The sequence below is a fragment of the uncultured Roseobacter sp. genome, assembly GCF_947492555.1.
Lineage (GTDB): Bacteria > Pseudomonadota > Alphaproteobacteria > Rhodobacterales > Rhodobacteraceae > Roseobacter.
On sequence record NZ_CANLNE010000002.1, the window covers coordinates 547,173 to 563,235 of the forward strand.

Below are 16,063 nucleotides of genomic sequence, written 5' to 3' on the forward strand. Positions count from 1 at the left end.
ATTTTGCGTCAAATTAACATATCTATAGGGGGTGTGCGCAAATTCGTGTATGGTGGCATGGTCCGGAAAATCAACTGCAAAATCTCATCACCGGACCACCTGGATCTAACCAGTGCCTGACCGTAGCATATTCTCTTACTACGCGGAAATGCGGATGGGCACGCTGCCAAGAAAGGCGCAATCATGCCTAAAAACTCGCAAATCGCCGCACTTGCTGTCGGCGCCGCAACTGCAACGCTTTTGGCCGCAGTGCAAGAGATGTTCCCTGGGCTCAAATCTGCTCTGCCGCTTAACCAGAGTTCATTTGTTCAGACCTCTGCACTTATCCTGGGCGCGCTTGCAATCAGTATCATCTATGATGCATTCCGCGGTGCGCGCACCAGTGAGAAAGAAAGTCTGGATGAAGAACAAGACAGCGATAGCATTAATACTGCTTGGTCGAAAACTTCCGATGACCGGAATGATGATGACCATTTGACATCGCTTTGATCGTTTATCCTGCCTCGACGGTGTGTGAAAACGCAAGGGTAAGACAAAAGCTGTTCCCCCTTTGCGCCGCAGCGGGTAAAAGGCGCGCAACAAATTGAGGAACAGACCCCGATGAGCGCGCCCAAACCTGTTGTCTTATGCATTCTGGATGGGTGGGGCATCAGTGACAGGCGCGAAGGCAATGCGCCGCTGCTCGCCAATACGCCGACGATGGACCGCATCATGGCGACCTGTCCGCATGCGACGCTGACAACCTTTGGTCCGGATGTGGGTCTGCCAAAGGGCCAGATGGGCAATTCCGAGGTGGGGCATACCAACATCGGGGCCGGGCGCGTCGTGGCGATGGACCTCGGCCAGATTGATCTGGCCATCGAGGAAGGCACTTTTGCCGAAAATACCCGGCTCAGGACTTTTATCACCCGATTGCATGGCACCGGCGGGACGGCGCATCTGATTGGCGTCGTCTCGGATGGTGGGGTGCACGGTCATCTCAACCACATGATTGCTGCGGCCAGGGCGCTGGATGCGGCCGATGTGCCCGTTGTCATTCATGCACTGACCGATGGGCGGGACGTGAGCCCAAAATCCGCCGCTGCCTTCTTTGAAACATTGCAGGCCGCGCTGCCGGAGCGGGTTCGGATTGCGACCGTGACCGGGCGCTACTACGCCATGGACCGCGACAATCGCTGGGGCCGTGTATCAAAGGCCTTTGCCGCGATTGTAAAAGGTGACGGCGCGAAAGCTGCTGATGCCCAGACTGCGGTTTCGGCGGCCTATGCCCGAGAGGAAACGGATGAGTTCATCGAGCCCACCGTGCTCGACGGATACGCCGGGGCGCAGAACGGCGATGCGGTCTTTTGCCTGAACTTCCGGGCCGACCGGGCGCGGGAGATCATGGCCGCCATCGGCGCGCCGGATTTCGATGCCTTTGCCACCGGTGATCGCCCAAACTGGGCGGCGCTGATGGGCATGGCGCAGTATTCAGAGGCGCATTCGGCATACATGTCGGTGATGTATCCCAAGCCCGAGATCGTGAACACGCTGGGTGATTGGGTGGCGCAGATGGGTCTGCGGCAGTTCCGCCTCGCCGAGACGGAGAAGTATCCGCATGTGACCTTCTTTCTGAACGGTGGCGAAGAGGTGTCTTTTGACGGCGAAGACCGCAAGATGCCGAAATCGCCTGATGTGGCGACATATGATCTGCAGCCGGAGATGTCGGCGGGCGAGGTCACGGCCGGATTGGTGGGCGCCATCAAAGACGGCTACGACCTGATCGTCGTGAACTACGCCAACCCCGATATGGTCGGCCATACCGGTGATCTCGAAGCGGCGATCACGGCCTGTGAAGCGGTGGATCAGGGGTTGGGTCAGGCGCTTGAGGCACTGGAGGCCGTGGGCGGTGCGATGATCGTCACTGCCGATCACGGCAATTGCGATGTGATGATTGATCCCGAAACCGGGGGTCTCCACACGGCGCACACGCTGAACCCGGTGCCGGTGGCGGTGGTGGGCGCGCCCGAGGGTGCCGAATTGTCCGGGGGGCGGCTTGCCGATCTTGCACCAACCGTGCTGCACCTGATGGGCATCGCGCCGCCGCCGGAAATGACAGGCCGTTGTTTGCTGACATGAAATGGGCCGCGCTGATCATTGCTCTTTGCTGGCCCGTGACGGTATCCGCGCAGCAGGACAATGCTGATCGCGCCCGTGCCGCGATGGCCATGTTGCAGGCAGCTTCGGCGCAGTTAGAGGCAGCGCAGTCTGCCCGTGACCGTGTCCGCGCGCTCACGCAGACCATTCAGGCGTTCGAGGAAGGGCTTGGGGCGCTGCGCAGTGGCTTGCGTCAGGCTGCGGTGCGTGAGGCGCAACTGACCGCTCAATTGCAGGCCCGGAATGAAGAGATTGCCACCTTGCTTGCCGTCTTGCAGCGGATCGGGGCGCAGCAGTCCCCGGTTGCGTTTTTGCATCCCGGCGGACCAACGGGCACGGCACGGTCGGGGATGTTGCTGGCCGAGATGACACCTGCGCTGAATGCCCGGGCGAGCAACCTGCGCCGTGATCTGGAAGATCTTCAAATCCTGCGTGCCATGCAGACGGATGCAGCTGGAGAGCTGTTGAAGGGGCTCAACGAAGTTCAATCTGCGCGGACGTCCCTGAATCAGGCAATTGCCGAACGCACCGAGCTTCCCAAAAGGTTCACTCAGGACCCGGTTCGCGAAGCGATCCTCATTGCTTCGGCGGAGACGCTGGAGAGTTTTGCCAGAGGGTTGGCGCGGGTCGCCGTGGATGAAACGCAGGTCGCACCGGTGACATTGGCAGGCAACAAGGGTGATCTGCCCCTGCCGGTTCAGGGCATCGTGCTGCATGGTGCGGGCGAGGCCGATGCCGCAGGAATCTCCCGTCCGGGAATCATTCTGGCCACGCGTCCGGAGGCGATTGTGACCAGCCCGGTGGCCGCCACGATCCGCTACACCGGGCCGCTGCTCGACCTTGGGCAGGTGGTGATTCTGGAGCCACAGGCCGAGGTGCTTTTTGTGCTTGCCGGTTTGGATGTTGTTTACGGTACCGCCGGAGAGGTCATTGACGCAGGGGCTCCTTTGGGGCTTATGGGCGACGCTGCGGCTGAAAACCGGCGCCAATTGTCAACAGATGGTGATGACACTGGCGCAGAGCGGTCAGAAACGCTCTATATAGAAGTGAGACATCAGAACGCAGCCGAGGACCCGAGCCTCTGGTTCCGAACCGATAAGGATGGATAGAGAAAAATGAAAAAGTTTGCCATGGCAGCAGTGGGCGGCACGCTCGCAGGCATCATCGCAACGACACAGGTTGTAGGTCCTCTGTTGGCGCAGGAGACAGCAAAGTCCAGCAACGTGTATGAACAGCTGGATCTCTTTGGAGACATTTTTGAACGCATCCGCGCGCAATATGTCGAAGAGGTCGAGGCCGGTGAGTTGATTGAAGCCGCAATTGACGGAATGCTGACCTCGCTCGACCCGCACTCCAGCTATCTCTCGCCCGACGATGCGGCGGCGATGCGTGTGCAGACCCGCGGTGAATTCGGCGGCCTCGGTATCGAGGTTACGCAGGAAGAGGGCTTCGTGAAAGTCGTCTCGCCCATCGACGGGACACCCGCCGACGAGGCAGGGGTGGAAGCAGGCGATTTCATCACCCACGTCAACGGAGATTCCGTATTGGGCCTGACACTTGATGAGGCTGTCGAGATGATGCGTGGACCCGTTGGGTCGGAAATTCTGATTACCATTGTGCGGGAAGGCGAAACCGAACCGTTCGATGTCTCAATCATCCGCGACACGATCAAGCTGACGGCGGTACGCACCCGGACCCAGGGCGATACGGTTGTCTTGCGGGTCACGACCTTCAACGATCAGACCTACACGAACCTCGAAGCAGGACTGAAAGACCAGATCGAAGATGCGGGCGGGATCGACAAGATCAATGGCATCGTCGTGGATTTACGCAATAACCCCGGCGGCTTGCTGACACAGGCGATCCGGGTGTCGGATGCGTTCCTGAACGAAGGTGAAATCGTCAGCACGCGCGGTCGCGAACTTCAAGATGGTGATCGCTATAATGCCACCGAAGGCGATCTTGCCGAGGGCAAACCGATTGTGGTGCTGATCAACGGCGGCTCGGCCTCGGCTTCGGAAATCGTCGCAGGGGCCTTGCAGGATCATCGCCGCGCAATCGTGGTGGGGACCAAGAGTTTCGGTAAAGGATCTGTGCAAACTGTCATGCCACTACGGGGCGAAGGTGCGATGCGCCTGACGACTGCGCGCTATTACACGCCGTCTGGTCGCTCGATCCAAGCCCTTGGCGTGTCACCCGACATCGTTGTCGAGCAGCCGCGCAACAGACCAGAAGCGGAGGAAGACGAGGACACCCCCCGTAGCCTGCGGTCCGAAGCCGACCTGCGCGGCAGCTTGAACAATGACAGCCTGTCCGAAGACGAGATCAAGCAGATCGAGGCGGATCGTGCAAAAGCCGAAGCCGCTGCGGCCCTGCGGGAAGAGGATTATCAACTGGCCTATGCCATCGATATTCTCAAAGGTCTCAACGCGCTGGTGCCCGTAGAGTAATCTGCGCATCCCAAGGTAATCGGAAAACCCCGCCAGTTCGACTGGTGGGGTTTTTCTTATGCAGTTTCGATGCAATGCCGCCTGAAAGCGCGTTTGAGCATATCAAGCTCCGCGCGTAACAGGTCGACCTCCGCGCGCAAATCATCACCCAAGGCTTCACCGGCAATCAGGGTAAAACTGTTGAGGCGGGCGCCGGTTTCGGTGTCGGTGATCAGAATTGTCTGAATCCCATCGGCGATCGCTTCCACGGGTACCGGAATTTGCAGCAGCCACCCCCCGGCGTCCTTGGCATCGGTCAGGGTCACGTCCGGCAACGGATTTTCCAGATGCGTCACACTCAGGACGGGCGGCGTATCGCCGGAACCGGTGACAAGTCCCTCCCAGATGCCGCTCTGAAGCCTGGTTTTGGTGACGACCAGCTGATTCATCCATTCCGCTCCTAGACTTGCGCGCGCTGGCGGCGTGAAAAGGTCAGGTCGCGCAGGGTAACCTGATTCATTTCCGGCCCTTCGAAAATGAAATCGACCCACGCTTTCTCAATCCGCTTTTCGTTCAGATTGCAGTAGGCGAGGTCGAATTCCATTTCGACGTCCTTGCCATCTATATGCAGCTCGCGCACCATCTGTTCGGTATTTGGCCCGTGGCGTATGTTCAGCCGCACGAAAATTTCGATGGGTTTTTCCATTTCGATGATGCTGCTGACGCGCAGTATGTGGGTACGTTTGAGCCCTTCAACGGCCCCCTCGGGCAGGTCGACGACCGCCGACAGGAAGGAGCCGTCAAACCGAAAGACGTCAATGCGCAGGCCATAGGGGGCCAGGTCCTCCTGCCGTGTATTTCGGACTTGCCGCAGCGTGATCTCGGAGCGACCGCAGTCGTGAAAGAGAGTTACTTCATCGCCAAGCATTGACTTGTTCTGCACAGATGACAGGCCCGGGATCGGCAGCGGCCCCCGCCAGAGTTCGGGTCGCCATGCCCAATCGGCATTGTGGGGTTTGGGAAAGCTGTTGGATCCGACGACCGGCAGGGCCAGTCTTTCCTCTGCCGTGTGGATCAATCGATCAAGATGGGTACGCAACAGCCGGGCGCGGGTGCGTTGCTTGCGTAGAATGCTCAGCTTCGCGGTACGCGCTTCACGGGCCGAAAGCGCCCAGCGTTGCAACGCACGGCGATAGATCGCAGTGTCCCAGAACGTGTCTCCGCCTTTGCCCATGGTTGTGTGGTTGCCCCTGCTGTCTCTGCCCATCCTTATCTAACGAAACGGTTGCGCTTTTATAAACCACGAAATCGGGACAATACGTGGATTTTTTTGCAATTGTTGCATTCTGCGAAGAGTCTTGACCCCTGCGCCTCAAATCGGCGCAAGAGTCAGTGGGATCACAGCTCCATGTAGTCGTGGCCTTCTTCCTTGGCGCCGGGGTGCGTTACCGCCCCCAGGTAGGTCGGGCCGACCAGTTTGGCGTATTTCCACAAAGCGCCGGCCCCGTAGATTGTTGGGCGAGGGCCTGTCCACTGCGCCTTGCGCTCAGCCATTTCATCGTCGGAAACGTCCACCGAAATGGTGCCTTCGGTGGCGTTCAGCGTGATCATGTCGCCATCTTTCAGCAGGGCAATAGGGCCGCCATGGGCCGCTTCGGGCCCCACGTGGCCTACGCAGAACCCGCGTGTCGCGCCTGAAAAACGCCCGTCGGTGATCAGCGCCACCTTCTTGCCCATGCCCTGACCGGAGAGGGCTGCGGTGGTCGCCAGCATTTCACGCATACCGGGGCCACCGGACGGGCCTTCGTTGCGGATCACGAAGACGTCGCCTTCCTCATAGGTGCGCTTCTGCACGGCCTCGAAGGCATCCTGTTCGCATTCAAAGACGCGCGCCGGGCCGGTGAACAGCAGGTGCTGCGGTTCCATACCCGCGATTTTCACGATGGCGCCTTCCGGGGCGAGGTTGCCCTTGAGACCCACGACACCGCCGGTTTTCGACAGCGGCGTTTCGACCGGGTAGATCACGCGGCCATCGGCCTCCAGCGAGACCTTGTCGATTTCCTCGCCGATGGAATAGCCGGTGGCGGTGATGCAATCCTCGTGGATCAGTCCTGCCTTGCGCAGCTCTTTCATCACGACCGGCACACCGCCTGCCTCATAGAGATCCTTGGCCACGTATTGGCCGCCGGGTTTCAGATCGACGAAATAGGGCGTGTCGCGGAAAATCTCGCAGACGTCTTCGAGGAAGAAGTCGATCCCGGCCTCATGGGCCATCGCGGGCAGGTGCAGCCCTGCGTTGGTCGAGCCGCCCGTGCAGGCGACGATGCGCGCGGCGTTTTCCAACGACTTGCGGGTCACGATATCCCGTGCGCGGATGTTCTTTTCGATCAGGTTCATGACCGCTGCACCGGAGGCTTCGGCATAGGCGTCGCGGCTTTCATAGGGCGCGGGGGCCCCGGCGGAGTTTGGCAGCGCAAGGCCAATGGCCTCTGACACGCAGGCCATCGTATTGGCGGTGAACTGGCCGCCACAGGCCCCGGCCGAGGGGCAGGCTACGCGTTCCAGGACTTCAAGCTCGGCCTCCGTCAGGCTGCCACTTTGCTGGCGGCCCACCGCTTCGAACATGTCCTGTACGGTCAGGTCGCGGTTGGCAAAGTCTTCGGGAATTGCAGCGCCGGTCGGCGCGCGGCCCGGCAGGATCGACCCGCCATAGAGAAAAACCGACGGCACGTTCAGACGGATCATCGCCATCATCATGCCGGGTAGGGATTTGTCACAGCCCGCCAGTCCGACAATGGCGTCATAGCAGTGGCCCCGCATCGTCAGCTCCACCGTGTCGGCAATCGCCTCGCGTGACGCGAGCGACGAGCGCATGCCCTCATGCCCCATGGCGATGCCGTCAGTCACGGTGATTGTGGTGAATTCGCGCGGGGTGCCATATTCGCGTTTCACGCCCATTTTCACCGCTTGCGCCTGACGGTTCAGCGCGATGTTGCAGGGCGCGGCCTCGTTCCAGCAAGTCGCCACGCCAACCAAAGGCTGGTGAATTTCGGCGTCCGTCATGCCCATCGCGTAGTAGTAGGACCGGTGCGGTGCGCGCGCGGGTCCTTCGGTCACGTGGCGGCTGGGCAGTCTTGATTTGTCAAAACGCTGGCTGGTCATGGGCTGTCTCCCCTTCAAAAAACTCCCGTCCCGAATAGCCAACAGCCCCTAGGCCTGCAAGGCACAAGCGTTCAGATATGCACAAGCCTTGATCATCCCAGCGCTTGTATTGGCAAAACCGGAGCCCTAAGTTGCATGAACAGCGACGTTTTTGCGCTCGGCCACCCGTGGTGGATACGCCGCCAGCCCAATACCGAAAGCCATTGCATGGAATCTTCACTCTTTGCGTTCATTTGGAAGTTTTCCAAACGGGAGCAGCTCTTTTTGCTGTTCTTTACGCTTTTTACCTTCCCCTTTCTCTACGCCACGCTGGAATTGCCCAAGCGGATCATTAACGATGCCATCGGCGCGGCCAGTGACACGGTCACGGTGCTCGGGACGACCATGACCCAGACACAGTTCCTGATGGCGCTGTGTTTTGCCTATCTCGGTGCGGTGCTGGTGCACGGGCTGCTGAAAATGCGGCTGAACACGATGAAGGGCGTGCTGGCGGAACGCATGTTGCGGCGGTTCCGTTACAAGTTGATCAACCGGATGATGCGGTTCCCACGCGCCTATTTCCGCAAGACTTCGCAAGGCGAACTGGTCTCGATGGTCACGTCAGAGGCCGAGCCGATGGGCGGTTTGATGGGGGATGCCGTGGCGCAGCCGGTCTTCCAGGCCGGGCAGATGCTGATCATCGTGATCTTCCTCTTTGCACAAAGCGTGTGGTTCGGGTTGGCCGGTGTGGCGCTGATCCCGCTGCAGGCCTGGCTCATCCCGATGCTGCAGCGCCAGATCAACCAGCTGAACAAGAAGCGCATTGTCGAGGTGCGCAGCTTCTCCTCGGAGATCGGCGAGACAGCGGCGGGCATCGGTGATCTGCGCACGAATGGCGGGCTGCGCTACCGTCTGGCGACCTTCACGGAACGGCTGGGGCGGCTTTTCGAGATCCGCTTCCAGATCTACCAGAAAAAATTCTTCATGAAGTTTCTCAACAACTTCATCACGCAGCTGACGCCGTTCTTCTTCTATTCCGCCGGGGGTTATCTGGCGATCCGCGGGGATATCACCGTGGGCGCGCTGGTCGCGGCACTGGCGGCCTACAAGGACCTGTCCAGCCCGTGGAAAGAGCTGCTGACCTATTACAATCAGGTGCAGGACATGTCGCTGCGCTGGGAAATCGTGACGGAGCGTTTTGCGCCCAAGGATATGATCGACGAGTCGCTCTTTGAAGGCGAGCCCAAAGACGTGCCCCGGCTTGACGGCGTGATTTCGGTCAAGAACGTGACCGTGCGCAATTCCGATGGCAACGCGGTTCTCGAAAACATCGATCTCGAAATTCCGGCGGGTGCGCGCGTCGCTATCCAGTCGACCAGCCAGGTTGAACGGACGGCCTTGGCAGAGGTGCTGACCCGCGAGATCATGCCAACCCGTGGCAGTGTGACAGTGGCGGGTCATGAGCTGTCACAACTGCATCAGGCGGTTATTTCGGCCCGTATCGGATATGCGCATTCACGTCCCTATCTCTTTGACGGCTCGCTGGCCGACAATCTGTTGATGCCGCTGCGGTCCAGCCCGAAAACCGTCCTGTGGGACCCGGACCGTAAGGACAAGACGGGCATTGAGGCAAAGCGGTCTGGCAACAGTCTCGACAGCACCAAGGCCGACTGGCTCGACCCCGGCCTTGCCGGTCTCAACAGTGCCGAAGAAATCCGCGGCTGGTGGTTCCAGCTGGTCGAGGCCATGGGCGTTGACGAGTTTATGTTCCGCCGCATGCTGAATTCGCGCATGGATCCCGAATTACACACGCAATTGGCGGCCTCCATCGTGGCAATGCGCGAAGAGGTCTATCAGAAACTCGTGGAACGCGGTCTCGACGGCTTTGTGAACCGGTTCCACCCGGAGGAATTCAACCCATCCATCCCGTTGGGTGGCAACCTGATGTTTGCCTCGCCCAAACGCGATATCTCGCAGCAGGGCCTTGCCGCGGAGCGGGATTTTCTGGCGCTGATCACTGAACTGGGCCTTGCGGAACAAGGGATCGCGATCTCGCAAACGCTGATCGAGACCTTGCACCAGACTTTTGGCATGGATGGCACCAGCCACCCGCTCTTTACCGCTTTGGGTATCGACGAAGAGCTTTACGAGCGGATGGTCGATATCGCGACGCGGCGGCAGGAAAAGGGCGACCAGGCGCTGACCGAAGAAGAATTTGCCCTGCTTCTGACCGTGCCTTTTGCCTTTACGGCGGAACAGATCGGGCCGGGCTTTCCGGAAAGCTTCAAACAGGAGATCCTCGAAATCCGTCGCAACAAGAGCGACGAGATGCGGGAGCGCACACGCGGTCTTTTTGTGCCGGTTGCCCCGGAGAACTATCTGCCCCGGCTGACGCTGCTGGAGAACGCGCTTTACGGTCGGATTTCCGCGATTGCCGGTGTGCAGGGCGAGCTGATCGAGGATCTGGTGGCCGAAGTGCTGTCGGAACATGGCCTGAAACGGTCCGTGGCCGAGACGATTCTGGATATCAAAACGGGGTTGGGCGGGACTAATCTTGCCAGTATTTTCCAGGAGCGCGCCGCCTTCAGTCGGGCCGGGATCAAACGCCCGGATATCCTGATCCTAGACACGGTGCTGGCCAGCCATGATGCCGAAAGCCGCAAGCGCACCCGCGCCAAGCTGCAGGATCTCCTGCCCAACACCACGATGATCTTTCTGGAGGACAAATTCGAGAACCCGACGGCCTATGACATGTTCGTCGAACTCAAGAATGGTCGGATCGACGGGGTGGAGCACACCGACTCGAATGACAACGAAGACAGCGGATCGGACGATTTGCGCCGCAAGATACGGGTGATTTCGCGCACCGACCTCTTTGGCAAACTGGATTCGCGCAGCCAGCGGCTGCTGGCGTTCTCCGCCCAGTGGTACAAGGCCAAGAAGGGCCAGCGCATCTTTGGCATGGGCGAGCGGCCTGATGCGGCCTACCTTTGCCTCTCAGGCAATGCGATGATGGGGTACCGCGACGACGATGACAACTGGCACGATGTGACCGCCGTTGGTCCGGGCCGGCTGATCGGGGACCTTGCGGTCATTCTGGACGAGCCGCGCCAGCTTGACCTGGTTGCGCATGAAGACACGAAATTCCTGCGCATCGGTGCGGAGGAATTCCGGTCTGTGATCGAGACGGACCCGAATGTGCTGATGATCCTGTTGCGCACGGTTGCCGGACACCTGACCGGGGCGGCGGAACTGCTGCGTGAAGCGCGGGTGGAGATCCCGCAGGACACGCCCGAAGACGCGAAAACCGACGCCTAGGGAGTGCGAAACATGTTCTGGCGTAGGGCCTATACGGCACATGAAGCCCTGATTGCGCCCGCGCGCGACACAGCGCAGATCTGGCGGTTGGTGATGGGGCTGATCATCGCATCCGGCGTGTATCTGATCTGCAATCAGACGATGTTCCAAACCCTCTTTACCTGGCAGGGCAAGGACGCAGGCGCCTTTGCGGAACGGCTCAACAGCGGCTCCACACCGTTCACCATGTATCTGCTGCTCCTCAGCTTCGGGTTCATGATCCTCGGCGTCGCCGTGGCCCTGCGGGTTGTACACAAACGCGGATTTGGCGGCACTTTGGGCAACTTTCGTTTGTGCATGACGCAGATGCGCGATGTGCTGATCGTGCTTGTCCTGCTCAACGCGGTGATCTGGATCCTGCCGCCCTGGGACATGGGCGCGCCGCTGGTGCCCAACCTGGGGTGGGGGCTCTGGCTGCTGCTGTTGCCGATGTCCCTGCTCGCGGTGCTGGTGCAGGTCAGCGCCGAGGAGGTGCTCTTTCGTGGCTACATTCAGCAACAACTGGCCGCGCGGTTCCGCTCCCCGCTGATCTGGATGGTACTGCCCGCCATCCTGTTTGGTTTCGGGCACTACCTGCCGGATACCGCCGGGCCAAACGCCCAGACCATCGCCGTCTGGGCGATGATCTTTGGTTTGCTGATGGCCGACCTGACCGCGCGTGCCGGGACGCTTGGACCCGCCATTGCCGTACACTTCGTGAACAATGTTGCCGCGATCCTGATCATCTCTCTGCCCGATGACCTGTCGGGTCTGGCGCTCTACCTCAGCCCGTTCTCGCTGGCCGATACAGAGGCGGTGCGGGCCTGGTTACCGGTTGATTTCGGCTTCATGTTTGTCAGCTGGCTGGCGGCACGTCTGGCCATCCGCCGTTGATTGCACTTTTCGCGGGACAGGATTAACTAGGGTCAAGGGACGCCAAAGGAACCGCCATGAACTGGATCACGAACTATGTCCGGCCAAGGATCAACTCGATCTTTTCGCGCCGCGAGACGCCGGACAACCTGTGGACCAAATGCCCCGAATGCGGCACCATGCTGTTTCACCGCGAGGTGTCAGACAATCTGAATGTCTGCACCAACTGTGATCACCACATGCATATCACGCCGCGCGACCGCTTCACGTCGTTGTTCGACGGTGGCATTTTCACGGAAGTGAAGGTCGAGGCGCCCAAGCCTGATCCGCTGAATTTCCGCGATCAGAAACGATATCCCGACCGCTTGAAGGCCGCGCAGAAACAGACCAGCGAAGCCGAAGCCATGCTGGTCGCCAGTGGCGAGATCGGGCGGACCCCGATTGTGGCCGCCGCCCAGGATTTCTCTTTCATGGCCGGATCCATGGGTATGTATGTGGGCAATGCGATCATTGCCGCGGCCCAGGAAGCGGTGAAACTGAAACGCCCGCTGATCCTGTTTTCGGCTGCCGGTGGCGCGCGCATGCAGGAGGGGATTCTCAGCCTGATGCAGATGCCGCGCACAACCGTGGCGGTGCAGATGTTGAAGGAGGCGGGCTTGCCCTACATCGTGGTGCTGACGCATCCGACCACGGGGGGTGTCACGGCGAGCTATGCGATGCTGGGCGACGTGCATATTGCCGAGCCCAATGCGCTGATCTGTTTTGCCGGGCCACGTGTCATCGAACAGACGATCCGCGAGAAACTGCCCGAAGGCTTCCAAAGGGCCGAATACCTGCTGGATCACGGCATGCTGGATCGGGTCACGCATCGCGGCCAGATGCGGGATGAGCTGATCTCCATCACACGGATGCTGCTTGGCCTGCCCCCTGCGGTACGTGGGGACCTGCCGCCGCCTGAACCGGGCGCCGACCTGCCGCATGCCTTGTCGGAAGAAGAAGATCAGGCGGCCGCCGAGACCGACAAGAAATGACCCCCCAGACATCGGACGTCATCCTGGAGCGGATGATGGCGCTGCACCCCAAGATCATCGATCTGACGCTGGATCGTGTCTGGCGTCTGCTGGAGGCGCTGGGCAATCCGCAAAACGACCTGCCGCCGGTGATCCACATCGCGGGTACAAATGGCAAAGGCTCCACGCTGGCCATGATCCGCGCGGGGCTGGAAGCTGCGGGCAAGACCGTGCACGCTTATACCAGTCCGCATCTGGCGCGGTTTCATGAACGCATACGCGTGTCGGGAGAGTTGATCTCCGAGGCAGCGCTAACGGCGGTTCTGGACGAATGCTATGCCGCGAACAACGGTGAGAATATCACCTATTTCGAGATCACCACCTGCGCGGCGCTTTTGGCCTTTGTCCGCGCCAAGGCGGATTACACTTTGCTCGAAGTGGGGCTAGGTGGGCGTCTGGATGCCACCAACGTGATTGCAGAGCCTGCAGTAACCGCGATCACGCCCGTCTCCATCGACCATCAGCAATTTCTGGGCGATACGCTGGGCAAGATCGCTTTTGAAAAGGCGGGCATCCTGAAGCGCGGCATCCCCTGCGTTGTTGCCCGACAGGAAGACGACGGTCTGGACGTCATCGAAGAGGTGGCTGCGCGCCTTGGTGCCCCCTTGCTGGCCTATGGTCAGCACTGGCATGTCGGGCCGGAGCGGGACCGGATGGTCTATCAGGATGACTACGGGCTGTTGGATCTGCCGCGTCCCAACCTGCCGGGCGCGCATCAGATCATGAATGCCGGTGCGGCGCTGGCCGTGTTGCGACATTTGGGTCTGGACAACGCAGCCTGCGAAGCTGCCGTGACATCGGCGCATTGGCCGGCACGCATGCAGCGGCTGAAGAGCGGGCCCCTGTGCGCGGCGACACCACTGGTCGAATTGTGGCTGGATGGCGGGCATAATCCGGCGGCAGGCGAGGCGCTGGCGCAGCATATCGCGAGCCTGCCGGCACGGCCGACGCATCTCATCTGTGGCATGCTGAATACCAAGGATATCGGCGGCTATCTGCGTCCCCTGGCGGCTGTTGCTGACGACCTTGTGGCGGTGTCCATTCCGGGTGAGGCCAGCACGTTACCCGCTGATGTCACCGCCAGGGAGGCGCAGGCGGTCGGGTTTCAGGCGACAACAGCCGAGACAGTGATGGACGCGCTGACAGATATAGCGCATCGCATGCCCGACGCACGTGTTTTGATTTGCGGATCCTTGTACCTCGCCGGCGCTGTTTTGCGCGAAAACGGCTGAAAAAGAAAATTATCCACAACCCCAGATTTAGTAGCTCCTGCGTGATGTTGACGTGTGGGTAAGTGTCCCCCTATATGTTGCGTCGAATACGACGTGCCGGTGCCATTCGCCTCTCAGGGCTGCATCTGCATATGGGGGCTAGCGGAATGCAACAGGATGGTCGGGGGGCTGCACCCGAGCTTGATTTGACACGTATGATCACACGACCTGGGGCACCGGCCTCGGCAGTCTGGCTGCCTTTGGCGGGATTGATTGCGCTGGCCGTGATTGCCATTCCGGTGGCTCTGGTCTTCAAATCGGACGTAGGCACCCAACCCCAAGACTCCGTGGCCGTGCAGATGCCCGCGCCAGAGGAAGTGTCGCGCGCTGCCGCTTCGCTTCTCGAGACACCGCAGGCGGTGCCACCTTTGGCGGGCCCACCAGTGAGCCAGCAAGTGCGGCGGCCCATTCGTTTGACGGATCGATCCGCCAAGGCGCATGATTTGCTGAACCTGACGCGCGAGGCTTTGGAGCAATTCGGATACCGCGGCCCCGAAGGTGATCCACTGCAACGTATTCTGGTCCGGACGCTGGCGGAGGGGCAATCAGATGCGTACATCGATGCAGCGCTGAACGCGGCCCTGGCACGCGGCGATTTTGCAGCCCCCGCAGCGCTCACCACGCCCTTTGGCGAACTGGACACAAACCGTCTGCTTTTCGCCGTTTTGCAGGCGTCTCAGAGCTAGAGCCCCCAACCCTCCGATTGCATTTCGCGGAGACGGGAAGCGGTGCGTTCGAACTCAAAAGTGCCTTCCCCTTCGAGGTAGAGCATCTCCGGTTTCGCCGCTGCGGAACAGATCAATCGCACTTTGGCCTCGTAAAGCGCGTCGATCAGCGTCACGAACCGTTTCGCCTCATTGAAGTTGTTGCGCGATAGTGTGGGCACATCATCCAGCATCAGGACCTTGACGGCATCCGCGAGCGCCAGGAAATCCGCAGGTCCCAGGGGTTTGCCGCAAAGGTCGTGAAACCTGGCGCGCGCCACCCCGTTGCGGAAGGCCGGCAGTTCCACGTCGCGTCCCTTTACCTTCAGGATCAGGGGCTCTCCTGGACCCCCGGCAAGATCATTCCAGACAGCTTCCATCGCTGCGCGGGCATCTGTGTTGATGGGGGTGAAATACACGGGCTGCCCGCCAAGCCGATCCTGCCGATAGTCGGTGGGGCTGGCCAGCTCAACCACATTCATCTTGTCCTTGATCAGTGCGATAAACGGCAAAAAGAGGTCTCGATTCAACCCGTTGAGGTAAAGATCATCGGGCACCCGGTTGGACGTTGTGACAACCACGACACCGTCTGCAAACAATGCCTCGAACAGCCTACCGACGATCATCGCGTCAGTAATATCGGTGATCTGCATCTCGTCAAAGGCCAGCAGCCGGACGGCGGCGGCAACATCGGCGGCGACAGGGGCAATAGCGTCCTCAACGCCGGTCTTGCGCACCTCGTGCATAGCGCTGTGGATTTCCTGCATGAAGGCGTGAAAATGCACGCGCCGCGCCGGAATATCCTGCAGATGCTCCACGAAGAGGTCCATCAGCATGGATTTGCCGCGCCCCACGCCGCCCCAAAGATAAAGCCCCTTGGGCGGCTCCGGCGCCTTGCGGAACAACCCCTTTTTGACCGGTGTGCTCAGGGCCGAGCGGATGCGGTCGAATTCCGGCAACACGGTCAGCTGCGCGTCATCGGCCTGTAGGGAACCTGTGTCGATCAGGCCGTCATAGATGTCGCCCAGCGTTTTCATTATTTCGCAATAGCGCGGGGCCGGGGCAGAGAAAAGGCCATCAACACATAAGGAAATTTGATGTGA

At 60.3% G+C, this 16,063-nt stretch carries 13 protein-coding genes; 9 read left to right on the forward strand and 4 right to left on the reverse strand.

What is annotated here, in order from left to right; translation table 11 throughout:
- The first annotated feature begins 183 nt into the window (after positions 1-183).
- From Q1A07_RS09710 to Q1A07_RS09725, 4 genes are all read left to right on the forward strand, one after another.
- Positions 184-489 (forward strand): hypothetical protein, encoded by a 306-nt coding sequence (locus Q1A07_RS09710; RefSeq protein WP_299780175.1) that lies wholly within the window; start codon positions 184-186, stop codon positions 487-489.
- A 111-nt stretch (positions 490-600) separates the two neighbouring features.
- Positions 601-2,118: a 2,3-bisphosphoglycerate-independent phosphoglycerate mutase gene (gpmI, locus tag Q1A07_RS09715; protein WP_299780177.1), complete on the forward strand. Its 1,518-nt coding sequence runs from the start codon at positions 601-603 to the stop codon at positions 2,116-2,118.
- Positions 2,115-3,245: a peptidase M23 gene (locus Q1A07_RS09720; RefSeq protein ID WP_299780179.1), complete on the forward strand. Its 1,131-nt coding sequence runs from the start codon at positions 2,115-2,117 to the stop codon at positions 3,243-3,245. The genes gpmI and Q1A07_RS09720 overlap by 4 nt, the downstream gene beginning before the upstream one ends.
- Positions 3,246-3,251: 6 nt before the next feature.
- On the forward strand, positions 3,252-4,586 hold the full coding sequence (locus tag Q1A07_RS09725; RefSeq protein ID WP_299780181.1) for a S41 family peptidase: 1,335 nt from the start codon (positions 3,252-3,254) through the stop codon (positions 4,584-4,586).
- Between the two features lie 56 nt (positions 4,587-4,642).
- Here Q1A07_RS09725 and Q1A07_RS09730 read toward each other — a convergent pair whose 3' ends face one another.
- The 3 genes from Q1A07_RS09730 to ilvD form a co-directional block, all read right to left on the reverse strand.
- A complete protein-coding gene (locus Q1A07_RS09730; RefSeq protein ID WP_299780183.1) occupies positions 4,643-5,014 on the reverse strand; it encodes a hypothetical protein in 372 nt (123 codons plus the stop codon).
- An 11-nt stretch (positions 5,015-5,025) separates the two neighbouring features.
- Positions 5,026-5,799: a DUF6478 family protein gene (locus Q1A07_RS09735; RefSeq protein WP_299781398.1), complete on the reverse strand. Its 774-nt coding sequence runs from the start codon at positions 5,797-5,799 to the stop codon at positions 5,026-5,028.
- Between the two features lie 164 nt (positions 5,800-5,963).
- Positions 5,964-7,727: a dihydroxy-acid dehydratase gene (ilvD, locus tag Q1A07_RS09740; RefSeq protein ID WP_299780184.1), complete on the reverse strand. Its 1,764-nt coding sequence runs from the start codon at positions 7,725-7,727 to the stop codon at positions 5,964-5,966.
- Between the two features lie 207 nt (positions 7,728-7,934).
- On the opposite strand from ilvD, the gene Q1A07_RS09745 reads away from it, so the two are divergent.
- The 5 genes from Q1A07_RS09745 (at position 7,935) to Q1A07_RS09765 (ending at position 14,942) form a co-directional block, all read left to right on the forward strand.
- On the forward strand, positions 7,935-11,024 hold the full coding sequence (locus Q1A07_RS09745) for an ABC transporter transmembrane domain-containing protein (RefSeq protein ID WP_299781400.1): 3,090 nt from the start codon (positions 7,935-7,937) through the stop codon (positions 11,022-11,024).
- A gap of 12 nt (positions 11,025-11,036) precedes the next feature.
- Positions 11,037-11,936, forward strand: coding sequence for a CPBP family intramembrane glutamic endopeptidase (locus Q1A07_RS09750; protein ID WP_299780186.1), 900 nt, complete (start codon positions 11,037-11,039; stop codon positions 11,934-11,936).
- A gap of 56 nt (positions 11,937-11,992) precedes the next feature.
- Entirely contained in the window at positions 11,993-12,946 is a 954-nt protein-coding gene (gene accD, locus Q1A07_RS09755) for an acetyl-CoA carboxylase, carboxyltransferase subunit beta (protein WP_195820923.1), read from the forward strand.
- Complete coding sequence (locus Q1A07_RS09760) at positions 12,943-14,217, forward strand: folylpolyglutamate synthase/dihydrofolate synthase family protein (RefSeq protein ID WP_299780189.1); 1,275 nt, start codon at positions 12,943-12,945, stop codon at positions 14,215-14,217. Before accD ends, Q1A07_RS09760 begins: the two co-directional genes overlap by 4 nt.
- A gap of 194 nt (positions 14,218-14,411) precedes the next feature.
- Positions 14,412-14,942: a hypothetical protein gene (locus Q1A07_RS09765; RefSeq protein ID WP_299780191.1), complete on the forward strand. Its 531-nt coding sequence runs from the start codon at positions 14,412-14,414 to the stop codon at positions 14,940-14,942.
- Here Q1A07_RS09765 and zapE read toward each other — a convergent pair.
- On the reverse strand, positions 14,939-15,997 hold the full coding sequence (gene zapE, locus Q1A07_RS09770; protein WP_299780193.1) for a cell division protein ZapE: 1,059 nt from the start codon (positions 15,995-15,997) through the stop codon (positions 14,939-14,941). The two genes, Q1A07_RS09765 and zapE, sit on opposite strands and share 4 nt — an antisense overlap.
- Positions 15,998-16,063 lie beyond the last annotated feature (66 nt).